Genomic DNA, 23039 nt, shown 5'->3' on the forward strand with positions numbered 1-23039 from the left:
GTCCCACCGGCAACACATACCTGTGCAACAGGCAACGCGTCGGTGAGGACACCTCGCGGTAATACTCGCTAAGATAATCTCGACGTGTCGATGTCTCGATTCTCGAAATTGGTACTCGCTTAGGTCAAACTGACCACTCACCACTCACTATGTCTTACTGCCCGATGCCTTTTGGTATGCAATAATAAACACGGCGCCCAGGTTTTTGTAAGGAGGCACATAGTCGTCGAAGAGCTCGTTGCCTTTGAATTGTTTGCTTAGTCCTTTCCATATCTGCGGCCATTCCAGGTCTTTGCCTTCCCGCAGATCGTTGATGATAACATCGATCATGGGCTGGTTTACCTTCATGGTGCCGGTTTGTTTGGAAGCGATGATCTGCGCCTGCGGACAAATGTTCAACACTTTATTCAGGCTCTGGTAAGCGCCGCAGCTGCCCAGCATAATGAGTTTGGCGGAAGGCGCCAGCTGTTCAATAGTGCTGTTTAAGTAGTAACTGTGGCCGCGGTGTATTACTACAGATGGTTTCAGGTGATTGTATTTGAGGTATTGCACCAGGTCGTTCTGCGCATCGGCATCCAGGTTCTTTTCTTCATCGCGCGGTTTGTTGGCGTAAATCGTGAGTGGTGTGCCTTTTTTGGAACTAAAGGCAATCCAGTTGCTGGTGGCCTGCTGCTCCCAGTTGTTGTTGGTGAACGACTGTACAAAATCCACATAGCCGGCCTTGCCGTCTGCATCACCATAAAAAAACTGCTGCACAATAATGCGGCCGGCGCTGTCGTGCAGGTTGTTATTGGGCATGCTGTATACAGGCGGAATGTTCAGCGTGGCGGTTAAGTCCACTTTATTGGCCGGGTCTATGGAGAGGAATAAGGTATTCAGGATACTGTAGATATACTTCATCCTGGGTTTGTTGCCCTGTTCTGCCTGGTGCAGGTTTTCCTGCACCTGCTGCAGTACCAGTGCACGCAGGCTGCTGTCGGTAATGCTGGCGTAGGAGTTGGCCACATCCACCGCATCTTCGAGGTTATTGGTTTTATCCAGGCCTTTTACAAACGCCTTCATCAGCAGGCGGGCATGATCAGGCTCCATGCGTTTAAGAAAATCGTTGAGCGTATTAAAGTTGGCGGCCATCTTGATCCACTTCTTAAAGTGATCAAAATGCACCTGCATCAGCAGGGTATCGCCGCGCGGCTTTTTCATTTTGCGGAAGATCATGGGGTATACGCCATGCGTATAACTGGAAGTATAGATTTCCTCTTCCTGTAAAACGGCGAGATAATAAAGCTCCTGTGGCGTTAATTGTTCCAGCTTGCGGAAACGTACGCCATCGGGTGATTCGTGCAGTCCGTTGATGGTATTCAGGAACTCGTCGCGGCCGGTTTGCTGCAGTTTGGCAGTAAGCGTGGCGGCCACCAGGGGCGTGTCTTTAACAGCCATACGCGCGGCATAGGCAATTTGTGTTTTTACCAGCAGTTTATAATACTTCACCTTATCCTGCATGGCCTTGGTGATTTGCGCAAAGGTTTGTTTGTTCCTGTACAAATCATCCAGGAAAGGGAAGTACTGGCGTCCGGTTTTCTGCGCAGCCATTTTCACCATCAGCTGTACCAGCGGGTCATCAATTTTTTTGATGCGCTGGCCAATGGCATTGGTGGCAGCGGCGTAGTTATAAAACACGTCCGGGTCTTCGTGGGCGGCAATCACCAGCAGGCTGTCTGCCCCGGGCAGGTTGGGATTTTTGTTGAGCAACTGTAACGTATGACCGGGGAATTTGCTGATTTCTTTCAATGCCAGTATCCCCTTCGAATCGGCGATGCCGCTGTTGGCCGCAAATACGGCATTGCGGAGCACGATATTGCCCGGTTCCAGCTGGTGTGCGGCAATCACCGGCGCAATGCTTTCACCGGCTATATTCGCCTGCATGGCGTCGCTATAGGCATTAAGCAGGTCGGCAAACTGGAAACCGGTAATGTGCCGGGCAGTATAATCGGCGATAAAGGCGTTTAACACATCGTGCAGGCCGGCCAGGTATTTCTGCTGGTTATCGGCATCAATGGCGCTGTTGTGCGGTATGGCGGTTTGAAGGGAATCGATACGGGTGGTGATCGCAGCATTTACCTGGCTGCTGGAGCCTTTTTCAAATGCAATTAAAGTGGCAATCTGCTTCTGCGACCGGTCAATGGCTTCCTGCACCGGTTGTTGTGCTTTTGCAAGGTTAACGGTCAGCAGTAATACAGTAGTAATGCCTGGCAACAAATATCGGGCTGTGCGCATGAGCGTGAAATATATTAAAAGTAAAGAATTTTACTATAACAATAGGTATGCCGGATGGCAGTACGTTACAGCAACGGGCTTCATGCGGGCAGGACTATAACAGCTGGTTTTACGGATGGAATGGCTAAGGTAAAAAAAAGTGCGCCCGGATGGAGCGCACTTTCGCATGTATCATTTTTTCTGCGGCGGCGCTGTTTTCTTCAGCCGTACCGCTGCATTTTTCTGGTAATTGGAAGTGAGGTTTACCTCGTAACGGTGGTTTTTGTCGGTGATAATCATGAGTGCTGAATTCGGTGGAATAAGGCCCAGGTTCTCGGCAAACATCACCAGGTCGTTGTTGGTGGCAATATCATCTACATGTACTTTAAACGTAATGGGTTTGCGTGTGTCGAGTTCTTTTTTGTATTCAACCAGCGCATTATTGTAGAAAATACTTACCGAATCATGGTCAAAGTCGCCGTTGTCGTACAAGTCAATGCGAACAGAATCTTCTGTTACATCCAGTTCTTTTACCAGGTCTTTGGTACGCATGTTCAGCTGCAGGGTTGCTTCGCGCTGCAGCTTGGCCACGGGCGATTCAATGGGCTTCAGGTTAACAGAATCCTGTTTGGCAATTTCTTCTTCCACGATGGTTTTAAACGGCACCTCTTTCAGCAGTTTGGTAAACTTGATATTGATGGGAGGGGCGGTGTTCTTATAAAAATCATCGGCTGTAAAGCTGCCCTGCAGCGTGGTTTCTGCGCGGGATACTTTCAATATAAAATCTCCTTCCATTTTACAATCCACGCCCAGCGCGGTGTTCACGGTTTGGTAAAACATGATGGGGATAAACTGGATGTGGAGTTTTCTGCTTGTGGCGTTGTAGGTGCCTTTTATTTTATTGCTGAAGTAACCGTTACGGAAGTAGTAATTGAGTTCACCTGTTACCACACTTCCTTTCTGGTCAAGGATAAATTCGAAGAGGTAGTTGTTGGAACTATTGGAACCGTCTACGTTGCCGGCGCCGTACCATTTGCCTTTAACAGACTGTGCCCCGGCTATTTCATAAGAGCACACAAATAACAGGATTAAACCCAATAACCTGGATACGTTGTTCATGAGGGAGGCTAGTTTGTTGCGTATGTTTTCAAGAATCGTGCTACAATTTATTTAATATAAGCTTTGAGTTCCCTTTCGGTATCTCTTTTCTTAATGGTTTCGCGTTTATCGTGTGTTTTCTTGCCACGACCCAAACCTATTTCCACTTTAACCAGGTTTTTCTCGTTCATGAAAACCCGCAGCGGAATAATGGTGTAACCTTTTTCTTTCATTTTGGCTTCAAGCCTTTTCAGCTCGCGTGCCGTTAGCAACAACTTGCGGTCGTGCACCGCAATATGGTTATTGGTAGTGCCCATTTTGTACTCTGCAATGTACAGGGCGCGCACCCATAACTCACCCTTATCAAACAGGCAAAAGCTGTCGTTGAAACTTACCTTGCCTTCCCGTATCGATTTTACTTCTGTTCCCAACAATACAATGCCTGCTACATATTTGTCTTCTATGTAGTAATTGTAATAGGCTTGCCTGTTGTTCATTTCCTTTGCCATACCTAATAAAAAATGTCCCGCCTGTTAACAGCGGGACGACAAAAATACATTATTCACAACAGCTGATTATCCTTTAAATAAAGTAATAATCTGCGTGAGTTTATCCCTGAGTATTTTGCGGTCAACGATAAAATCAAGGAAACCATGATCCAGCAAAAACTCGCTGCGCTGGAAGCCAGGCGGCAGGTCTTTTTTGATGGTTTCTTTAATTACACGCGGGCCTGCAAACCCAATCAGCGCGCCGGGTTCAGCAATGTTGAGGTCGCCCAGCATACCAAAGCTGGCCGAGATACCACCAAAGGTAGGGTCGGTAAGCAGTGATATAAACGGCAGTCCTGCATCACTCAGCTGCGACAGTTTACCGCTGGTTTTGGCCATCTGCATCAGGCTGAAAGCACTTTCCATCATACGGGCGCCACCGCTTTTTGAAATAACCAGGTACGGCAGTTTGTGTTCAATACAATAGTCAACGGCGCGGGCAAATTTCTCACCCATTACGCTGCCCAGTGACCCACCGATAAATTCAAAGTCCATGGCAGCCACTACCAGTCCATTGCCGTTTACGTTGCCGGTTGCAACGCGCATACTGTCTTTCAGGGTAGTTTTTGCATGAATTTCATCGAGCCTTTTCTGGTACGATTTGAGATCGGTAAAGCCCAGGAAGTCCTTACTGCGGATATTGTCGAAATGTATGCTGTATTCCTTGTTATCGAAAATGATATCGAAATAGTCGATACTGCCAATGCGATGGTGGTAATTACATTTCGGGCAAACAAACAGATTTTCTTTCAGCTCGGTAGTGGTGCAGATGTAGTTACACTCCGGGCACTTGCTCCACAGCCCTTCAGGAGTTTCCTTTTTATCGGCGGTAGAAGTAAGAATGCCCTTGCGCAGGCGCTGAAACCATCTTTCCCTTGCTTCTGAAGATTCAACCGATGTTGGTTCTTCACTGGCTGGCTGACCATCACCCGCAAGATTTGCTTCTAAATCCTCTTCGTTTTTCATCTTTCAATGACGTTTTTAATGCCTGTTGCACGGCCAGGATACCAACAAGTGGCCTTCCCGGGTAAACGGTACAGCAGGCAGATTTTTCATTTAAGGAAGCGCAAATAACTGGTATTTAGTTAATTAAACCAATATTTTGCGCCCTTTTTAACCACAAAAACCGATATTTCCGGTGGTTAAGGGGAGGCCGAAGTTAGTGAAATTGACATTACAACGTTTGACGTGGATAAAACGCTGTTAACCGGATGTTATATTCACACAGATGGGTTGAGGGATCGATGGTTTAATTGTTACAAGGCCTGGATTTCCTGGTCAAGGTATACATCCTGGATCTTTTCCAGCATCTGGAGGCCTTCGTTGAAGGGGCGCTGGAAGGCTTTGCGGCCCAGGATAAGGCCCATGCCGCCGGCCAGTTTATTTACCACGGCAGTATACACGGCGTCTTTCAGGTCGCTCTCGCCCTTGCTTTCGCCGCCTGAGTTAATCATGCCTACACGACCGCTGTAGCAATTGAGCACCTGGTAACGGGTCAGATCAACCGGGTGGTCGGTAGTGAGCTTTTCGTACACCAGGGGCGAGGTTTTGCCATGTTTGGTGGCCAGGTAGCCACCATTGTTGGTGGGCAGTTTCTGCTTGATGATATCTGCCTGTATGGTTACGCCCAGGTGGTTGGCCTGGCCGGTAAAATCTGCCGCTGTATGGTAATCCACGCCATTCACTTTAAAGCCGGCATTGCGGGTATAACACCACAGAATAGTGGCCATGCCCAGCTCGTGTGCATATTCAAAAGCCTCTGAAATCTCTTTCAGCTGGCGGGTGCTTTCTGCGCTGCCCCAGTAAACGGTGGCGCCAACTGCCAGGGCACCCATGTTCCAGGCGCTTTTTACGGTACCGAACAGGGTTTGATCGTACCGGTTGGGCAGGCTGAAGAATTCGTTGTGGTTGATCTTTACAATGAAGGGGATTTTGTGCGCGTATTTACGGCTCATAATACCCAGTACGCCAAACGTGCTGGCCACACCGTTACAACCGCCCTCTATGGCCAGTTTTACAATGTTCTCAGGATCAAAATAAATAGGATTGGGCGCAAAGGCAGAGCCGGCACTGTGTTCAATACCCTGGTCAACCGGGAAAATGCTGCAGTAACCGGTGCCGCCGAGGCGACCGTGGTTGAGCAGCGTTTGCAGGCTGCGGATGGTTTGGTTGTTGCGGTTGCTGTTTAACCAGATATCATCCAGGTGATGCGGGGAGGGCAGGTGCAGCGTGTTTTTGTCGATTGCGGGTTTGTGTTCAAGCAGGTAGGCTGCTTTGTCGCCTAATAATTCGGTAATGGTTGATGTTGCCATAACTGTTCTTTTGATTCATTGATGTTGCACTAACAATGAGATACAGTAATGGTTGTGCCGGAATGCGGGAAACAGTTGGCGGGAACGTGAATGTTGCGGGAGCGCCGGTGAGCCACCAGCGAATAGCCACGCATGCCCGCGAGGTGTCCTCACCGACGCGTTGTTTGTTGCAGGGGGTGTTGCCGGTGAGGACACCGGCAACGGCGTCAGGAGGTGCAGATTTCCAGCCATAAAACCATAGCACCATAAAGCCATTAAAAAAGCGACCTCCGGGTCGCTTTTTTATTATTTGTTCCTGTTGATACAGTTGAGATCTTCGAAAGATTGTTCGAGGCGTTTGATGAACGATTCTTCACCCTTACGCAGCCATACGCGCGGGTCGTAGTGCTTTTTGTTGGGTTTGTTGGGGCCTTCGGGGTTGCCGAGCTGGCCCTGCAGGTATGCTTCGTTCTTTTTGTAGTTCTCGAGAATGCCTTCCCAGAAAGCCCACTGCATATCGGTATCGATGTTCATTTTGATGGCACCGTAGCTGATGGCTTCGCGGATCTGGTGTTGCGGTGAGCCGCTGCCGCCGTGGAATACATAGTAAACAGGTTTGGGGCCTGTGCCTAATTTCTGCTCAATGTACACCTGGCTGTTGTGCAGTATTTCAGGACGCAGTTCTACATTACCGGGGCTGTACACACCGTGTACGTTACCAAAGGCTGCTGCTACGGTGAACAGGTTGCCCACTTTGCTTAATTCGGTATAAGAATAAGCTACGTCTTCTGGCTGTGTATACAACTTGTGGTTTTCAACGCCGCTGTTGTCAACACCGTCTTCTTCACCACCGGTAACACCCAGTTCAATTTCGATGCTCATGCCCAGGGGCTGCATGCGTTTGAAGAATTCAACTGAAGTATGGATGTTTTCTTCGATGGGCTCCTCGCTCAGGTCGAGCATGTGTGAGCTGAACAGGGGCTGACCTTTTTCTTTAAAATATTGTTCACCGGCATCGAGCAGACCGCTGATCCAGGGCAGCCATTTTTTGGCAGCATGGTCAGTATGCAGTACTACAGGAACGCCATAGTATTTGGCAACGTTGTGAATGTGCAGTGCACCAGAGATAGCACCGGCGATATTGGCCTGCAGGTGATCGTTGGGCATTCCCTTACCGGCGATAAACTGAGCGCCGCCGTTTGAAAACTGGATAATTACGGGGGAGTTTACCTTGGCTGCAGTTTCCAGTACCGCGTTAATGGTATTGGTTCCAATTGTATTTACTGCAGGTAAAGCAAACTGATTGTCTTTTGCATCATTGTATAAAGCTTCGAGTTCTTTTCCGTGCAGGACACCGGCTCTGTATTTGCTCATGGTGTAAAAACGTTTTTTTGTAATATGAATAAGAAATGATTGGCCTAACGGAACGCAATATACTGCAACTTGGGTTAACAGCCATCGCAACTATTTAACCGCCCACTGCTGCCTGCAACGCCTGAAATAGTCCGGCGCCTGCAGCATGGTGCTGCCATACCAGCTGAACATTTCGCCATCTGCCAGCTGTACCTGCACACCGGGCAATTCGGCCTGCAATGCCTGTACATGCTGTTGTTTAAAAGGGTAGGGTTCGGTTGAAAGCAATACCAGCCTGCAGCCCGAATCGCGCAATTGTGCCAGGGTTGTCTGCGGGTAACGCTGCTGTTCCCCGAAAACATTGTGTAACCCGCAACGGCGCAGCATGGCATGAATAAAGGTATCGCCGCCTGCGGTCATATAGGGTTGTTGCCAGATAAGATAGGCCGCCGGTACCGGTTCCTTTACCGCAGGCAACAGCCGGAAACCGGTTACCACCTGCTGCAATAACAACGCAGCCTGTTCGTGCCTGCCGGTAAGCAAACCAATATGTGCCAGTGCTTCCAGGGCAGAGGGCATATCATGCACATCACTTACATATACCTGGGCCACATTGTACAATAGCTCAACCTGCTGCTGTACGTTTTCTTCCTTACTGGCAATAATCAGCTGTGGCTGCAAGGCCTGCACCTGCTCTACGTGCACATCTTTGGTACCGCCGATGCGGGTTTTGCTGCGAAACCACGATTGCGGGTGCACACAGAATTTCGTGATGCCAACTACTTCCTCCTCCAGTCCCAGGCTATGCAGCCAGGCCGTTAATGATGGCACCAGGCATACAATGCGTGTGGGTGCCTGCGGTAAGGATATGGTTCGTTGCAACTGGTCTTGTAGCGTGATCATGGCTGCAAGTTAAGTGATGGTTGAAGGTTTAACGTTTAATGTTTGAAGTTGAAAGTGGGAGCGGAAAATGGTTCAAATGTTTGGCTGAAATACTTGCCAACAAAGGATTGCGGGAGATGCCTGTTTTTGCTAAAAGCGTTGAGTTGTGCAAAATGATTTTTTATGAAAACGTTTGCATGGCCACACCAAAGGGTTTGCGGGCTGTAAGTAGCGCTGCTGCTGCATTTCAACACATGGGGATGAACAATTACGGCCTATCTTTAATAAAATGACTGCACCTATGATTAACAGACAAGTGCTTACACTCGATGAGTTTACCATCCGTCAATTGCGCCATATTCCACATGCCACCGGCGAGCTCAGCAGCCTGCTGCGCGATATTGGCCTGGCAGCCAAAAGAGTGAATGTAGAAGTAAACAAGGCCGGTCTGGTTGATATACTCGGCGACGCAGGCGCGGTGAACGTGCAGGGAGAAGATGTAAAAAAGCTCGACATCTATGCCAATAACCAGTTAACCGGTGTGCTGCGCCATGGCATTAGTTGTGCCGGTATTGGCAGTGAAGAACTAAACGATTTTGTGGTGTTTGATGATGAAATAAGCAACAAAAGCAAATACGTGGTATTGTTCGATCCGCTGGACGGCAGCTCCAATATCGACGTAAACATTTCCATCGGCACCATTTTCAGTGTACTGCGCAGGGTGAGTGAACCGGGCATGCCGTGCAACCAGGCCGATTTTCTGCAATGCGGTACCCGGCAGGCAGCTGCAGGCTATATTGTTTACGGCTCATCTACCATGATGGTATATGCCACACGCCGCGGTGTAAATGGCTTTACCTTAGATCCTTCTATCGGTGAATTTTGTTTAAGTCATCCCAATATCAAGTACCCGGAAGACGGGAAGATCTACTCCGTCAACCACGGCAATTTTTTCCAGTATAGTGAACCGGTGCGCAACTACATTCTTGCCTGCCAGCAAAAAACTGCAGCAAACGGTGGCCCCTATACCGAACGTTATATCGGCAGCATGGTGGCCGATGTGCACCGCAATTTGATTAAAGGCGGCATTTTTATGTACCCCGGCACCACTGCCAAACCGGAGGGCAAACTGCGCCTGCTGTACGAGTGTAATCCCTTTGCCTTTATTGCAGAAGTTGCCGGCGGCAAAGCCACAGACGGTCATCGCCGTATTCTCGATATTCAACCCACACACCTGCACCAGCGTTCACCATTTTTTACCGGCAGTAAACACATGATGGAGGAGCTGGAGCAGCATCTTCAGCCATAAAGCCATCGAACCATTCAGCTATTTTGGCGATTCTGGTACAATAGTTGGGTACTGGTGTTCGTTATTAAACCATATTTCAACCAATTATGTCTAAATTATTCCGAGTGATCCGCTTTGCTTTCATATGTACTGTTGTTATTCTCGTTGCCTGTCAAAAAGGAACTACCTCTTCGTCTGTGGCCTATAAAAAAGATGGCGGCGACAATACGATCAGCCTTAACGGCATGGAGAAAAATATCCTGTATTACATTAACCAGCACCGCCGCGAAATTGGTAAGCCTGAGTTAAAAATGATTGACCCGGCAAGTACTGCAGCAGAAAAACACAGTGCCAATATGGCTGCACGCCGCACTGGTTTTGGCCATGAGGGATTTGAAGACAGGGTAGGCAATGTAGGCAAACAAATAGGCGGCATCAGCGGTGCTGCCGAAAATGTGGCTTACGGTGAACTTACTGCACAGGAAGTGGTGAACGGCTGGCTGCACAGCCCCGGGCACAAGAAAAACATAGAAGGCAATTACAATTTAACCGGCATTGGTGTGGCAAAAGATAAAAACGGCACCATTTTCTACACGCAGATTTTCCTGCGTAAGTAGTAACTTGCCGCTGTTATGCAAAAGACGATTATATCTGTACAAAACCTGGTAAAGCGATACGGTGATTTCGAGGCGGTCAAGGGCATCAGTTTTGACGTATATGAAGGGGAGATATTTGGTTTACTGGGTCCGAACGGAGCCGGTAAATCAACCACCCTTGAAATCATTGAAACACTGCGCCCCAAAACAAGCGGCAGCATTGTGGTAAATGGCATCAACCTCGATGAAGCGCCAAATGATATCAAGAAAATCATCGGCGTGCAATTGCAGTCCTCAGGTTATTATCCCAATCTCAACTTAACGGAGCTGATTGAACTGTTCGCCGGTTTATACAACCGCAGCGTTAACGCGCTGGAACTGCTCGATACCGTGAATCTGCGCGATAAGGCAAAGAACAAATACAAAGAGCTGAGCGGTGGCCAGAAGCAGCGCTTCTCCATTGCCACCACGCTCATCAACGATCCATCGATTATCTTCCTTGACGAGCCTACTACCGGTCTTGACCCCCAGGCCAGGCGCAATTTGTGGGATCTGATACTGGATATTCGTAAAAAAGGCACTACCGTTATCATCACTACCCACTACATGGACGAAGCAGAAATTCTGTGCGACCGTGTAGCCATTGTTGATGCCGGCCGCATCATTGCCCTGAACACACCCGACCAGCTGATCGACGAACTGGTAGCCACAGGCTTCGAACGCCCCAAGGAAGTAAAGAAAGCCAATCTGGAAGATGTGTTCATCCACATCACCGGCAAAGCGTTGCGGGAGGAGTGAGGGAGAGCTGGTGAATAGTGAGTGATCTTGGCGAGTACCAATTTCGAGAATCGGGAATCGACAGTCGAGACGATCTTAGCGAAGGCTTTATGGTGAGTTGTGAGTGATCTTAGCGAGTACCAATTTCGAGAATCGGGAATCGACAGTCGAGACGATCTTAGCGAGTAGTATACTTGTTTCCGTAGGCAATTACACCAAACAAGCTTGCAGCTTGTAGCTGGTTTTTATTGGTTTTCAACTATTGTGCCTTCATTAGCACATTTTCAAATTTTCAAATTCTCAAATTGCTCCCTCTATGGATCTTCGTTACCCTATTGGTCAGTATGAGCCGCAGGCGTTTTCTGAAACGCAGTTGCAGCGCTGGCTGGCAGACTTGCAGTTTTTGCCCGATGAATTGGAAATAGCTGTTCAGACGCTGGACGAAGCACAGCTGAACACGCCTTACCGCGAAGGCGGATGGACGGTGAAACAACTGGTGCATCATGTGGCAGACAGTCACATCAATGCCTACACGCGTTTTAAACTGGGACTTACTGAAGACACCCCCACGATTAAAACCTATGAAGAAAAAGAATGGGCATTGCTGAATGATGTGCAAACCGTGCCCATCAACATATCGCTTACTTTGCTGCATGCACTGCATCAGCGGCTGGTAGCCACTTTACGCAGCCTGCCGCGCGAGGCGTGGGACAGAACTGTATTTCACAGTGGTGCAGGTAAAACCGTTACCCTCTGGTACTTGCTGGGGAGCTATGCCTGGCATGGCAAACACCATACTGCTCATGTTACCGCATTAAAAGAACGCATGGGTTGGAACTAGATAAAACAATATACTATGAGTGATTTAATCTGGAAAACACTGTCATCTGAATACCTGTTTAAAGACAACTGGCTGAAAGCAAGAAAAGACCGCTGCGAGCGTGCAGACGGCACCATCATTGACCCATATTATGTTCTGGAATATGATGATTGGGTAACAGCGTTACCGGTAACTGAAGATGGCAAAATCATTCTCGTGCGTCAATACCGCCATGCATTGGGCGAGGTTTGCATTGAGCTGCCCGGCGGTTGTGTAGATGCATCCGACGCTGCGCTGGAAGATGCCATTCGCAGGGAAATGCTGGAAGAAACCGGTTATGCTTTTGAAACCGTGCACTACCTGGGCCGCACTTCTGCCAACCCCAGTACCAATGCCAATCTCATGCACATGTTTGTAGCCACAGGCGGCAAAAGGGTGCAAGACCAGGATCTGGATCAGAACGAAGAAATCGAGGTGCTGGAGGTAACATTTGAAGAACTGCAGCAGCTGATTGATGAAAAGCGCATCGTGCAATCCATGCACATGAATACGATATTCTATGCGTTACGGTACCTGGATAAGCTGGGATATAAATAGTGAGCGAAAGCCGGTGAATAGTGAATAGCCAATAGCCAATAGTCAATAGTGAATGAAATACAAAGGCCCGCAGCTTGCACATTCGTGCTGCTGCGGGCTTTATTGATTATCACACTTTCAAATTTTCAAATTTGCACATTAGGCATTTATCTCTCCTACCAGGAATACGCTGCCGCAAACCAGGATGAGGTCGTTGGGGTGGGCGTGCTGGCGGGCATGGGCGATGGCGGTGTTTACATCTTCGTAAGTGGTGCCGCGCAGGCCACGGGCTGCTGCCTGCTGTGCCAGTTCTTCTGCCGGTAAGGCGCGCGGAATATGGGCATGCGTGAAATAGTAGGTGGCTGTTTCGGGCAGCAGGGCCAGTATGTTTTTAATCTCTTTGTCTTTTACCATGCCAAATACAATATGCAGGTCCTGGTAAGTAGCCAGCTCCAGCTGTGACAGCATTTGCCTGATGCCGTCTTCATTGTGGCATACATCTGCTATTACAGCAGGGCTTTCGTGCAGCTGTTCCCAGCGGCCATGCAGCCCATTGATCTTTTTTGTATGCGACAGCGCGTGCTGCACCTGTTCGTGCGGCAGTGTAAACCCGCGTTGCTTTAATTGCTGTATGGCAGTTAGTACGGTAGCAAGGTTTTTTGCCTGGTATATGCCGGGCAAATCAAGCTGCCAGGTAGTGCGTGCATCTGTGCGTTTTTCGGCCATGCTTACCGTCAACTGATGGTGATTGTATTGCCAGTCTGTTGCATAAAACGTTTGCGTTGCATATACCAGGGGGGCTTGCTGTGCTGCTGCTTTATGTTCAAACACAGGTTGTGTTTCTTCATTTGCTTCACCAATTACTACAGGAATTCCTTGCTTGATGATACCTGCTTTTTCACCGGCAATCTCGGTAAGGGTATTGCCCAGCATGTTCATATGGTCGTAGCTGATATTGGTAATGATGCTGAGTTCGGGGGTAATGATATTGGTGCTGTCGAGCCTGCCGCCCAGGCCTACTTCAATCACGGCAACATCTACGTTTTGCTGCGCAAACCATTCAAAGGCCATGGCCACGGTGATCTCGAAAAACGAAGGCTCGATGCTTTCGATGAGTGGTGCAATGCGTTGGGTGAAATCAATTACAAATTGTTCTGAACACATGGCGCCGTTCACTTTAATGCGTTCCCTGAAATCTTTCAGGTGCGGTGAAGTGTATAAGCCTGTTGTATAACCGGCTGTTTGCAGCACTGCTGCCAGCATGTGACTGGTTGATCCCTTGCCATTGGTACCTGCAATATGAATGCTTTTAAAACGTTGCTGCGGGTTGCCCAATGCTTCACACAATGCAATGGTATTGGTCAGGTCTTTTTTAAAAGCCGCCGAACCAATACGGCTGAACATGGGAAGCTTGTTGAAAAGGTAATCAAGTGTTTGCTGGTAGTTCATTTTGCAAAGTAAACGTGATTGCACGATATGGAGAAGCAATATTTGAAGCAGCAGATAGTGTTCAATTGTTTCATTGTTCTCGGAAGGAGTTCTGTGAGCGCTATTTTTTACCGCCAAGGGCACAAAGAGAAAACCCGCGGAGGTCACAAAGAAGAGCCCGTTCAATCAAGAACTCACTTAGATCACCACAGGAAAACAACTGTAAGCTTCAAGCTACGAACTGCAAGCCTGTTGGGTTGTAAATCGCCTTAGGCGACAGTTTTTATACTCGCTGAGATCGTCTCGACTGTCGATTCTCGATTCTCGAAATTGTTACTCGCTAATTTCCCTCACGACTGACGTATAGGCTCTCCATCAATTCAACTTAAAGTCGAACACAATAGTACCTGTTTGCTGTGTGCCGCCGGTGTTGAATTTAAGTTGTTGTGCCTTGCGGATGGCGATACTGCGGATAGTAGTGTTGGTGGTGGTAGTGCCGCGCGGGTTAACGGTGGCGCCTGTTACAGTGCCGCTTTCGTTTACTGATACATCGACTGCTACCTTGGCGTTTTCGTTAAAGTCGTCCTGGAAGGATGGGAAGTGGGTAATGCGGCGACCCTGCAGACCGCTGCGAATGCTTACGCCGCTTTTGCCTGAGCCACCGTTGCCGGTATAACTGTCGCTGTTGGGATTGCCATTGGGTTTACCCTGGTCGCCCTTGCCGCCTGCGATGCCCTGGTTGCGAACACCGTTATAACTGTCTGCCCCGTTGCCGCCATTGCCGGTGTTTTTACCGCCTGCATATACTGCCTTGGGTTTGGGCGGCACCGGTGTGGGGTTGGGTACTACTGCTTTGGGTTTTTTATGTGCAACGGAGGTTTCGGTATGTTTGGGGTTGGGTTTGGGCGATGGTTTGTCTGGCGTATGAATAGGTGTTGCGTCGGGATCTTTTGATTCTTCTACCGGCTTGGTTTCTTCGGGTGCTGCATTGGTTTGTGCAGAGGGGGGCGGATCGAAGGTGGTAGTTTGCTCGGCAGAGGCTTCGCCGGGTATGGCAGGGGCAATATCGCCCTGGCCCTGGTCGCTGTTGCCCAGGTTTACTTCAATGCCTTCGTCCTGCACGGGTACGGGCATCTGCGGCAATGTCCAGCCTATTACAAACAGTAACAGTGCCAGCACGCCAATAATCACCGCGGTTAATCCCAGTGCCTGTAAATTCTTTTTCGATTCGAAGTTGGCCTCCATGCAATTCGGTTGTGCAACAAAGATATAGTTATTCAGCTATGAGTGGGAACGAGAATCGAGAATCGACACGTCGAGACTATTGAAGCGAGTACCAGTTTCGCGAGGCGGATATATTCCCTCATGATGCCCATGCCGGTGTCCTCACCGGCATGGGTGTTTGGTTGGTGGCTGTGATAGTTCTAAGTTATTAATTTACAATTTGTATGCTACTCATGATTCGATACGCTTCCGTGGGAAGTTTTGGCGGAGTGATCTTAAACATCAAACATTAAACTTCAAACATTAAACCTGTATAGTACAAAGAAACTTTAATAATGTGCAAAATCCAACTGGTAGTTGCCTTTGATGCGTTCGATGGGCGGGTTGTAATAACCAAACTGTACCTGTGGAAACTCTTCGTGTATCAGTTCCATCAGTTGTTTTACACCCAGCATTTCGCCGGTTTCGGTAACACCTATCTGGCCGAGGTACCAATCAGGGTCAATGTTGAAATTGCGCCACTGTATCATGGTTAAATCAGTATCGATAATGAGTTGGCGCAGTGCTTCATATTCTTCAACGGTATCAGTCATACCGGGGAACACAAAGTAGTTGATGCTGGCCCATCCGCCGTAACTGCGTACTACTTTCAGGCTTTCAACAATGTCTTCAAACTGGTAGTTGTTGGGGCGGTAATAAGGCGTGTAAATATGTTTGCGGGCAGAGTTGGTGCTTACCCTGATGCTGTTTAAACCGGCTTCGCAAAGCGCACGTACGGCATTGGGTTTTGAACCGTTGGTGTTGATGTTGATGCTGCCTTTATCAGTATGTTTCCTGATCTCGATGATCGATTCGCGGATGGTTTCCCACATGAGCAATGGTTCGCCTTCGCAGCCCTGGCCAAAGCTTACAATGGGGTAGGGCGCGTTCATAAGATGCGGTACGGTGAACTCAACAATCTCTTCTGCCAGCGGCTTAAACGTAAGCCTGTCCTGCGTGGAAACAATGCTTTCTTCAGCCGGCTGAAAAGAGATACAGCCTATACAGTTGGCGTTACATGCAGGAGAGCTGGGCACCGGACATTCCCAGCGACCCAATGCAAAATTGCGGGCAGCCGGACAATGATAGGTTTGACAGCAGTTTTCCATCAGGTGTTTTACCAGCCTGTTGTGCGGGTAAGCTGCCAGCAGGTTAGTGGTGCCGTCGGCAATTTTATCATCATCGTAACCGGCGCATTCCTGGCGTATGTCGCGTTCTATGCGTACTGCGGGAACATAAAATTTTTCATTAAGCCAGCCTGCTGCCGTGTAACAGAACAAAGGCAGGGTAGGCGCATCGGGCGCTGTTTCGTATGCCGCGAGGTATAAACCGGTATGTGCAGGTGGTATAAATGCAGCTACGGCCCATCCTTTCTCACAAAGACGCAGGTCGCCTGTTTCCACATCAATACCAATCCCACGTCGGCCAGGCAGCTCGTACAGGTTACCGCCGTCGGGCAGTTCTATCCAGTCTTCTTCGGGAATGGGCAATGCGTCCCAGCCTGCACGCCCGGTGACGTATAAACTGGTGTCTTCAAATATACTGCCTTGTCCGTCGGAGTAAAGTAAGTAAGGAGATTGTGGTAATGCCATCGTGCAAAGATCGGATAATTTCGTGAATCAGGAAAGCCATCGAGAATCGAGAATCGACAGTCGAGATGATCGGAGCGGGTATTACTCGTGAGGCGTCAGTCGTGAGTGATTGAAGCGGGTAACGATTTCGAGAATCGACAGTCGACAGTCGAGACGATTGGAGCGAGTATTACTCGTGAGACGTCAGTGGTCAGTCGTGAGTGATTGAAGCGGGTAACAATTTCGAGAATCGACAGTCGACAGTCGAGACGATTGAAGCGGGTATTACTCGTGAGGCGTCAGTCGTGAGTGATTGAAGCGGGTAACGATTTCGAGAATCGACAGTCGACAGTCGAGACGATTGGAGCGAGTATTACTCGTGAGGCGTCAGTCGTGAGTGATTGAAGCGGGTAACAATTTCGAGAATCGAGAATCGACAGTCGAGACGATTGGAGCGAGTATTACTCGTGAGGCGTCAGTCGTCAGTCGTGAGTGATTGAAGCGGGTAACAATTTCGAGAATCGACAGTCGACAGTCGAGACAATCTTGGCGAGTAGTAAACCTATTGCAGGAGGCGATTTACAACCAGACAAGCTTGCGGCTCGTAGCCCGCCGCTGTTCCTTCATGTCGTGAGTGAACTAAAGTGTTTGCCAACTTTAAACTTCAAACATTAAACCTTTAAACAATTAAACCATTGAAACAACTGCCTCTACCGGCTTCCCTGGATGCTGGTTCGGCAGAAATCGTTGAACTCCTGTTCCATGTCTTTGCCGTAGGGTTCGGTGTGTTGCTGGATGAGTTTGTTGTTTTTGAAATCGATAGTGAGCAGTTCGTCTTTCAGTACTGCATTGCCAATGCTGTTCCAGGTAAAGTGTTTGCGTGGTATGCTGTTTACCGTTACGTTGTCTTTACTGAAACCGATTTCCAGCGGGGTTTTAGCATAGCTCTCCAGAAAGGCTGCCAGCAGGTAAAACACACCGAGGTACCAGAAATCGCGGTGCATGGATAGAATGCCAACGGCGATAATGAGCAAACCACCGCGCAGGAAGAAGCGCTGGCGTATTTTCTTGTGCCTTATTTTGGCAATGAAGAACACCAGCACAATTACGGCGAACAACACATCCAGCAGGTTGCGGGTGATGGCGAAAAAGCGCAGGAAAAACAGGAATCCCAGTATGTACAACAAAAAACCAATGAGGTCAATACCACTCCGGTCTTTCTTTTTTAGTGTAATTACATAATCATACTGCTCAGTCATGCATGTTGCTTTTGATCAGTAAATTGCTCATACGCCACAGCAGGTGTGCGCCTACGTTCGAATCCCAGTCGTATTCGCCAACGCCTACTTCTACCAGGTCAAACCCGATGAGTGTACGGCCGCTTTCCACAATTTTGTTAAAGAGATAGAGCACCTGCTCTGCTTCAAAACCGCCCTGTACAGGGGTGCCGGTATGCGGACATAATTTGGGATCCAGTCCGTCTATATCAAAGCTGATGTGTACTTTCTGGGGCAGGTGCTGTATCATTTCGTTTACCAGCTGTTTCCAGGTTTCGCCTTCAAACAGGCGCTCTTTCAGCTGCTGGTCGAAGTAAGTGATGACCCTGCTGTTGCTGTTATTGATGTACGCCCATTCTTCTTCACACAAATCGCGAACGCCCACCTGCACCAGTTTCTGGATCTCGGGTATTTCGCCCAGCGCATTGTACATCACAGAAGCATGGGAGTAAGTAAAGTCGTTGTATGACCTGCGGAGATCGCAGTGTGCATCAATCTGCAGAATACCGAACTGGCCATGTTTTTCGGCCTGTGCCTTAAAGTAACCCAGCGGTGTGCTGTGGTCGCCGCCGATAAGGCCCACCAGCTTGCCCTGTTTCAGCAGGTCGGTGGTTTGTTCGTACACCCAGTTGTTGAGCAGTTTACCGCCTTCGTTAATTTCCCGCAGGCTTTTGCACATGAACTTGTTCTTTTCAACAAGGTCGCCTTTGGAGATATAATCGATATACAGCTCGGCTTCTTTGCGCAGGTAATCGCTTTTCAGCAATATTTTCTTGTTTACATCTCGCATGTAGAAGCCTTTTTTCCAGGCATCGGGTGCTTGTGTATCAAATAAATCAACCTGTAAACTTGCCTTGCAAATATGTTCGGCACTGCGGGCGGTGCCGGCTCCGTAACTAACGGTTACTTCCCATGGTACGGGTAGTAAAACTAACTGGGCGTCTTCTTCGGAGAAGGGGAGACCGAAAATATTATTATTCGGGTTCCCTGCAGCATTCGGATCAAAACGGGATAGATCTGCCATTGGGCACTTATTAGTCCTTTAAACGTAAAACGGCATGCAAGTTATGTCAAAAAGCTGGTATCTCGGGTTAAAAACCACTAAAAGCCTTTTCGGGCTACTATTGCAACTTTTGGCGGAAGCGCTTAGCAGGGTGATATTCTGCCGGTTATAGGGCCAATCTTTTATATGCGCGTTAACGTTTTTAACAAAAAGGGTTTATTTATTATGCTACACTGTAAGTTGTTTTTGCCCTAATTTCGCGCTTGAAACCACTTATCAAGATGAAGAAGACGCATATTATTGCGCTGGTGCTTATTGCTGTGTCTATCGCTGTTTTAATCAGCTTTATGGGAGATACTTCTACCTACGACACCATTGCATCTGCGAGGCAAAAAGAAGGGAAATTCGTCCACCTGATCGCTAAAATGGATAAAACGCATCCCGTGGATTACGATCCGGTGAAAAATCCCAACTACCTGAGCTTTACCGCCATTGATACTTTGGGCAATGCCATTAAAGTGGTTTACCACAACAACAAACCTACCGACATGGAGAAAAGTGAGCGCCTGGTGCTGAAAGGACGGGTACAGGGCGATCATTTTGAATGCAAAGATATTTTATTGAAATGTCCCAGCAAATACAAAGACGATCCCAATGCCGTGCAGAAAAATGTAAACGCTGCGGTTTTGCAATAATCCCGCTGCAGCCCCGGGCTGCGGTAAACCCCCTCATAAATGAATTACATAGGTGAACACTTATTGCCCGGCCAGCTCGGACATTTTTTCGCCGTACTGGCGCTTGTTGCTGCTGTTATCGCTACCATCGCATATTTTAAAGCCAACAGGGAAAAAATTCCTGCCGACAAAGCCAGCTGGCTGCGTTTGGCACGTGCGGCTTTTATTATAGAATCCATTGCCGTTGCAGGCACTTTTATTACACTTTTTTATATTGTAAGCAATCACTACAGCGAATACTTCTTTGCCTGGAACCACTCTTCCCGTTCACTGCAGCCGCAGTACCTGCTGGCCTGTATATGGGAAGACCAGTCTGGCAGTTTCCTGTTGTGGAATATATGGCATGTAGTGCTGGGCTGGTGCATTATTCTGCGCGCCAAAAAATGGGAAGCACCGGTAATGACGGTGGTAAACTTTGCGCAGTTCTGTATAGGCACCATGCTCATTGGTATTTACATCGGCGGTACCAAAATAGGCGCCAATCCCTTTATTTTATTCAGGGAGCAAATGCCCAACCTGCCGCTGTTTACCAATCCCGATTACCTGAGCATACCGCGTGTGCGTGATGGTAACGACCTTAACGCACTGCTGCAGAACTACTGGATGGTAATTCACCCGCCGGTACTGTTTCTCGGTTTTGCTTCTACCATTATACCCTTTGCCTTTGCATACGCAGGCCTGGTAAACAAAGACCATAGCTGGACGCGTATATCGCTGTCCTGGGCCGGTTTTTCAGGTGCTGTACTTGGCGTAGGCATTATGATGGGTGCTGCCTGGGCTTACGAAAGTTTGTCGTTCGGCGGCTACTGGGCATGGGATCCGGTTGAAAATGCTTCGCTGGTGCCCTGGCTGGTAATGGTAGCCGGTTTGCATACCAACCTGGTATACCGCCACAGTGAATATTCTTTGCGCAGTACTTACCTGTTCTATATACTGGCTTTTTCGCTGGTATTGTATTCCACCTTCCTTACCCGCAGCGGTATACTGGGCGACAGCTCGGTGCACGCGTTTACAGGGGCGGATATGACTACCCAGCTGGCCTTGTTTGTACTGGTATTCTTTTTACCCGGCATGTACCTGTTTTTCAAAGAAAGGAAAAACATTCCCACCATTGCGCGGGAAGAAAATACCTACAGCCGTGAGTTCTGGATGTTTATCGGTGCGCTGGTATTATTGCTGGCAGGCATTATTATTATTGCCAAAACATCTACACCGGTAGTGAACAAAGTATTTGGTACCAGCATCGCCGATCCCGAAGATCCCAAGTTTGCACACAACCAGATCCAGATATTTATTGCGATCATTATTGGTGTGTTAACGGCCATCACACAGTATTTCAAATACAAGGCCACACCCAAAGGTGCATTCTGGAAAAAGATTATGCTGCCAACCATTATTGCAGTGGTTATCAGCGCCAGCATCAGTGCATTCGGCGGTGTGAATTACAATGAAAAAGGCATCGGCTTCCTGGTAGCGATACACCTCGGCATTTTTGCCAGTGTGTATGCAGTAGTAGCCAATGCAGGTTATATATGGCTGGGCATGAACGGTAAGATAAAAGCCGCAGGCGCTTCTGTTGCACACGTAGGTTTTGGCCTGGTGCTGTTGGGTATCTTAATCTCATCGAGCAAGAAAACCGTGCTTAGCTGGAATACGACGGGCATTACTCCTTTACAGGCCCCTGATCCCAAACAAAAGAACAGTTTGTCCGGCGACCCGGCTGAGAACATCACCCTGTTTAAAGGCATCCGCACCGATATGGGTAAATACCATGTTACCTACCAGGGCGATTCGCTGAACCAGTACGACCGCAAGAAGTATTTCCAGCTGTTGTTCGAGGACAAGGCTACCGGCAAAGCGTTTGCATTGTACCCTGATATCATGCGTATGAACAAGGGGCAGGAAGAACCTTCTGCCAACCCCGATGCCAAACATTACTGGAACAGGGACGTGTTTGTATACATCACTTCCTGGATTGACGGCAACAAAAAAGATACCGCAGGTTTTGTTCCCAGGCAGATGAAAGTAGGGGATACCGTATTCTACTCCAACGGCATGATTGTGCTGAACAAGGTAAACGTAAACCCTGCAGACAATAAACTGAAACTGGAACCGAACGAAACAGCCATGGTGCTGGATGTGACGGTGATTTCAAAAGAAGGAACCAGGTACCAGGCCAACCCCGGCGTTGCTATTTCACAGAATGCACAAAACGCACGCAGTCTGCCCGATACAGTAGTAGCGCAAAACCTGGCATTGCAGTTTAACCGGGTGATTGACGAGAAAGAAGGCAAGCTGGAACTGGGCATTAAGGAAGACAGGGCGATGAATACCCTGCTTACTGCCAAGGTGTATGAGTTTCCGTTTATTTTCGTGTTGTGGATTGGTGTAATTGTAATGGCCGTAGGCTTTGTAATGAGCATGTGGCAACGAATAAAACGAGACAACAAATTAGCGAGAGCATAAAAAAACGCCCCCGGCTGAACCGGGGGCGTTTTTTCGAGAATCGAGATTCGACAGTCGAGACTATCTCGGCGAGTATAAAATTACTTTCGCCCACTGCTGTGTCCTCACAGCAGCTCATAATTGGATAAAGCTTGCGGCTGTTTTATTCACTATTCACTATTGCCTATTCACCGGCTTTGTTTTCACTCACCACCACACGCTCATTTCTTCTTCTTTGGTGCTGCTTTAACAGGTGTTTTTGCCGGTTTTACTGCTGCGGCTTTTGCGATAGAATCTACTTTAAATAGTGCGGTTTGCAGTAACACGCTGTCGCAGTCGCGGTGCAATTGGGCAGCTACTTTTTTTACTTTTTCTTCCATGTTCATAGCTGCCTGCAATTGCTGCCGGGCCGCCTCCTGTTTATCTGCAACAGGCTGTTGGCAGGCGAGGGTGCACAGGCACAAGGCTGTTAAAATGATTTTGTTTGTGCTCATTGTGCCGAATCTTTTTTAAGGTGTTGCAGGGAATCTATCAGTAGGGGCAGCCTGTATTTATTGGCAGAATCACATTGCTGTTGTACTGCCTTGTAGGCCGAATCAATACGTATGCTTGCAATGGAATCGAGCTTTTTTTCAAACTCCAGTGTTGTGTCACTTACTTCATCAGATTTGCCGGCAGGAGAGCACCCGCAACAACAGTAAAGGTTTAAGAAAACAATAACAAATGCGCCAATTAGTTTTGCATGCATAGCAGCTTCATTACCCGGTTGAATGTCTATATTTACGTATCGGCGTGCCGATGTTTTTACCATGAGGTATTGTAAAAATACAATTCGC

General features: G+C 48.3%; 22 protein-coding genes. 8 read left to right on the forward strand and 14 right to left on the reverse strand.

What is annotated here, in order from left to right; genetic code table 11:
* Positions 1 to 147 precede the first annotated feature (147 nt).
* The 7 genes from DXN05_RS10490 to DXN05_RS10520 form a co-directional block, all read right to left on the reverse strand.
* A complete protein-coding gene (locus DXN05_RS10490) occupies positions 148 to 2274 on the reverse strand; it encodes a hypothetical protein (protein ID WP_116847213.1) in 2127 nt (708 codons plus the stop codon).
* 171 nt (positions 2275 to 2445) lie between these two features.
* Positions 2446 to 3372: a hypothetical protein gene (locus DXN05_RS10495; protein ID WP_116847214.1), complete on the reverse strand. Its 927-nt coding sequence runs from the start codon at positions 3370 to 3372 to the stop codon at positions 2446 to 2448.
* A gap of 47 nt (positions 3373 to 3419) precedes the next feature.
* The gene (gene smpB, locus DXN05_RS10500) at positions 3420 to 3860 is read right to left on the reverse strand and encodes an SsrA-binding protein (RefSeq protein ID WP_116847215.1); all 441 of its coding nucleotides are present in this window, start codon (positions 3858 to 3860) and stop codon (positions 3420 to 3422) included.
* 66 nt (positions 3861 to 3926) lie between these two features.
* Positions 3927 to 4865: an acetyl-CoA carboxylase, carboxyltransferase subunit beta gene (gene accD, locus DXN05_RS10505; RefSeq protein WP_116847216.1), complete on the reverse strand. Its 939-nt coding sequence runs from the start codon at positions 4863 to 4865 to the stop codon at positions 3927 to 3929.
* A 290-nt stretch (positions 4866 to 5155) separates the two neighbouring features.
* Positions 5156 to 6211, reverse strand: a complete 1056-nt coding sequence (locus DXN05_RS10510; protein ID WP_116847217.1) for a class I fructose-bisphosphate aldolase — start codon at positions 6209 to 6211, stop codon at positions 5156 to 5158.
* A 285-nt stretch (positions 6212 to 6496) separates the two neighbouring features.
* Positions 6497 to 7564, reverse strand: coding sequence for a class II fructose-bisphosphate aldolase (gene fbaA / locus DXN05_RS10515; RefSeq protein ID WP_116847218.1), 1068 nt, complete (start codon positions 7562 to 7564; stop codon positions 6497 to 6499).
* Between the two features lie 90 nt (positions 7565 to 7654).
* Positions 7655 to 8446, reverse strand: a complete 792-nt coding sequence (locus tag DXN05_RS10520) for an ABC transporter substrate-binding protein (RefSeq protein ID WP_116847219.1) — start codon at positions 8444 to 8446, stop codon at positions 7655 to 7657.
* 80 nt (positions 8447 to 8526) lie between these two features.
* On the opposite strand from DXN05_RS10520, the gene DXN05_RS10525 reads away from it, so the two are divergent.
* From DXN05_RS10525 to DXN05_RS10550, 6 genes are all read left to right on the forward strand, one after another.
* On the forward strand, positions 8527 to 8718 hold the full coding sequence (locus DXN05_RS10525; protein ID WP_147313888.1) for a hypothetical protein: 192 nt from the start codon (positions 8527 to 8529) through the stop codon (positions 8716 to 8718).
* A gap of 8 nt (positions 8719 to 8726) precedes the next feature.
* Complete coding sequence (gene fbp, locus DXN05_RS10530) at positions 8727 to 9734, forward strand: class 1 fructose-bisphosphatase (protein ID WP_245975179.1); 1008 nt, start codon at positions 8727 to 8729, stop codon at positions 9732 to 9734.
* Between the two features lie 86 nt (positions 9735 to 9820).
* Entirely contained in the window at positions 9821 to 10330 is a 510-nt protein-coding gene (locus tag DXN05_RS10535) for a CAP domain-containing protein (RefSeq protein ID WP_211330021.1), read from the forward strand.
* A 15-nt stretch (positions 10331 to 10345) separates the two neighbouring features.
* A complete protein-coding gene (locus DXN05_RS10540; protein WP_116847222.1) occupies positions 10346 to 11107 on the forward strand; it encodes an ABC transporter ATP-binding protein in 762 nt (253 codons plus the stop codon).
* A 295-nt stretch (positions 11108 to 11402) separates the two neighbouring features.
* Positions 11403 to 11927, forward strand: coding sequence for a YfiT family bacillithiol transferase (locus tag DXN05_RS10545; RefSeq protein WP_116847223.1), 525 nt, complete (start codon positions 11403 to 11405; stop codon positions 11925 to 11927).
* Positions 11928 to 11942: 15 nt separating this feature from the next.
* On the forward strand, positions 11943 to 12503 hold the full coding sequence (locus DXN05_RS10550) for an NUDIX hydrolase (protein ID WP_116847224.1): 561 nt from the start codon (positions 11943 to 11945) through the stop codon (positions 12501 to 12503).
* A gap of 138 nt (positions 12504 to 12641) precedes the next feature.
* Here the strand turns inward: DXN05_RS10550 and DXN05_RS10555 are convergent, their stop codons facing one another.
* The 5 genes from DXN05_RS10555 to DXN05_RS10580 form a co-directional block, all read right to left on the reverse strand.
* Positions 12642 to 13931, reverse strand: coding sequence for a bifunctional folylpolyglutamate synthase/dihydrofolate synthase (locus DXN05_RS10555; RefSeq protein ID WP_116847225.1), 1290 nt, complete (start codon positions 13929 to 13931; stop codon positions 12642 to 12644).
* Between the two features lie 354 nt (positions 13932 to 14285).
* Positions 14286 to 15155, reverse strand: coding sequence for a hypothetical protein (locus DXN05_RS10565; RefSeq protein ID WP_116847227.1), 870 nt, complete (start codon positions 15153 to 15155; stop codon positions 14286 to 14288).
* Between the two features lie 308 nt (positions 15156 to 15463).
* Positions 15464 to 16765 carry a radical SAM protein gene (locus tag DXN05_RS10570; protein WP_116847228.1) on the reverse strand — a complete coding sequence of 434 codons (1302 nt, stop codon included), beginning with the start codon at positions 16763 to 16765 and terminating at the stop codon, positions 15464 to 15466.
* Positions 16766 to 17454: 689 nt separating this feature from the next.
* Positions 17455 to 18003 carry a hypothetical protein gene (locus tag DXN05_RS10575; protein WP_116847229.1) on the reverse strand — a complete coding sequence of 183 codons (549 nt, stop codon included), beginning with the start codon at positions 18001 to 18003 and terminating at the stop codon, positions 17455 to 17457.
* A complete protein-coding gene (locus DXN05_RS10580) occupies positions 17996 to 19045 on the reverse strand; it encodes an agmatinase family protein (protein WP_116847230.1) in 1050 nt (349 codons plus the stop codon). Before DXN05_RS10580 ends, DXN05_RS10575 begins: the two co-directional genes overlap by 8 nt.
* A 260-nt stretch (positions 19046 to 19305) precedes the next feature.
* Between DXN05_RS10580 and DXN05_RS10585 the strand changes: the two genes are divergently transcribed.
* Positions 19306 to 19719 carry a cytochrome c maturation protein CcmE domain-containing protein gene (locus DXN05_RS10585; RefSeq protein WP_116847231.1) on the forward strand — a complete coding sequence of 138 codons (414 nt, stop codon included), beginning with the start codon at positions 19306 to 19308 and terminating at the stop codon, positions 19717 to 19719.
* A gap of 39 nt (positions 19720 to 19758) precedes the next feature.
* Positions 19759 to 22224 (forward strand): cytochrome c biogenesis protein CcsA, encoded by a 2466-nt coding sequence (ccsA, locus tag DXN05_RS10590; RefSeq protein ID WP_116847232.1) that lies wholly within the window; start codon positions 19759 to 19761, stop codon positions 22222 to 22224.
* 200 nt (positions 22225 to 22424) lie between these two features.
* Here ccsA and DXN05_RS10595 read toward each other — a convergent pair whose 3' ends face one another.
* A complete protein-coding gene (locus DXN05_RS10595) occupies positions 22425 to 22697 on the reverse strand; it encodes a hypothetical protein (protein WP_116847233.1) in 273 nt (90 codons plus the stop codon).
* Positions 22694 to 22951: a hypothetical protein gene (locus DXN05_RS10600; protein ID WP_147313889.1), complete on the reverse strand. Its 258-nt coding sequence runs from the start codon at positions 22949 to 22951 to the stop codon at positions 22694 to 22696. The genes DXN05_RS10595 and DXN05_RS10600 overlap by 4 nt, the downstream gene beginning before the upstream one ends.
* Between the last annotated feature and the right edge of the window lie 88 nt (positions 22952 to 23039).

Source organism: Deminuibacter soli (assembly GCF_003412455.1).
GTDB classification, from domain to species: Bacteria; Bacteroidota; Bacteroidia; order Chitinophagales; family Chitinophagaceae; genus Deminuibacter; species Deminuibacter soli.

Coding starts and splice junctions, on each gene's coding strand:
- DXN05_RS10490 (WP_116847213.1), bottom strand. CDS start 2,274: ATGCGCACAGCCCGATATTTGTTGCCAGGCATTACTACTGTATTACTG.
- DXN05_RS10495 (WP_116847214.1), bottom strand. CDS start 3,372: ATGAACAACGTATCCAGGTTATTGGGTTTAATCCTGTTATTTGTGTGC.
- smpB (WP_116847215.1), bottom strand. CDS start 3,860: ATGGCAAAGGAAATGAACAACAGGCAAGCCTATTACAATTACTACATA.
- accD (WP_116847216.1), bottom strand. CDS start 4,865: ATGAAAAACGAAGAGGATTTAGAAGCAAATCTTGCGGGTGATGGTCAG.
- DXN05_RS10510 (WP_116847217.1), bottom strand. CDS start 6,211: ATGGCAACATCAACCATTACCGAATTATTAGGCGACAAAGCAGCCTAC.
- fbaA (WP_116847218.1), bottom strand. CDS start 7,564: ATGAGCAAATACAGAGCCGGTGTCCTGCACGGAAAAGAACTCGAAGCT.
- DXN05_RS10520 (WP_116847219.1), bottom strand. CDS start 8,446: ATGATCACGCTACAAGACCAGTTGCAACGAACCATATCCTTACCGCAG.
- fbp (WP_245975179.1), top strand. CDS start 8,727: ATGATTAACAGACAAGTGCTTACACTCGATGAGTTTACCATCCGTCAA.
- DXN05_RS10535 (WP_211330021.1), top strand. CDS start 9,821: ATGTCTAAATTATTCCGAGTGATCCGCTTTGCTTTCATATGTACTGTT.
- DXN05_RS10540 (WP_116847222.1), top strand. CDS start 10,346: ATGCAAAAGACGATTATATCTGTACAAAACCTGGTAAAGCGATACGGT.
- DXN05_RS10545 (WP_116847223.1), top strand. CDS start 11,403: ATGGATCTTCGTTACCCTATTGGTCAGTATGAGCCGCAGGCGTTTTCT.
- DXN05_RS10550 (WP_116847224.1), top strand. CDS start 11,943: ATGAGTGATTTAATCTGGAAAACACTGTCATCTGAATACCTGTTTAAA.
- DXN05_RS10555 (WP_116847225.1), bottom strand. CDS start 13,931: ATGAACTACCAGCAAACACTTGATTACCTTTTCAACAAGCTTCCCATG.
- DXN05_RS10565 (WP_116847227.1), bottom strand. CDS start 15,155: ATGGAGGCCAACTTCGAATCGAAAAAGAATTTACAGGCACTGGGATTA.
- DXN05_RS10570 (WP_116847228.1), bottom strand. CDS start 16,765: ATGGCATTACCACAATCTCCTTACTTACTTTACTCCGACGGACAAGGC.
- DXN05_RS10575 (WP_116847229.1), bottom strand. CDS start 18,003: ATGACTGAGCAGTATGATTATGTAATTACACTAAAAAAGAAAGACCGG.
- DXN05_RS10580 (WP_116847230.1), bottom strand. CDS start 19,045: ATGGCAGATCTATCCCGTTTTGATCCGAATGCTGCAGGGAACCCGAAT.
- DXN05_RS10585 (WP_116847231.1), top strand. CDS start 19,306: ATGAAGAAGACGCATATTATTGCGCTGGTGCTTATTGCTGTGTCTATC.
- ccsA (WP_116847232.1), top strand. CDS start 19,759: ATGAATTACATAGGTGAACACTTATTGCCCGGCCAGCTCGGACATTTT.
- DXN05_RS10595 (WP_116847233.1), bottom strand. CDS start 22,697: ATGAGCACAAACAAAATCATTTTAACAGCCTTGTGCCTGTGCACCCTC.
- DXN05_RS10600 (WP_147313889.1), bottom strand. CDS start 22,951: ATGCATGCAAAACTAATTGGCGCATTTGTTATTGTTTTCTTAAACCTT.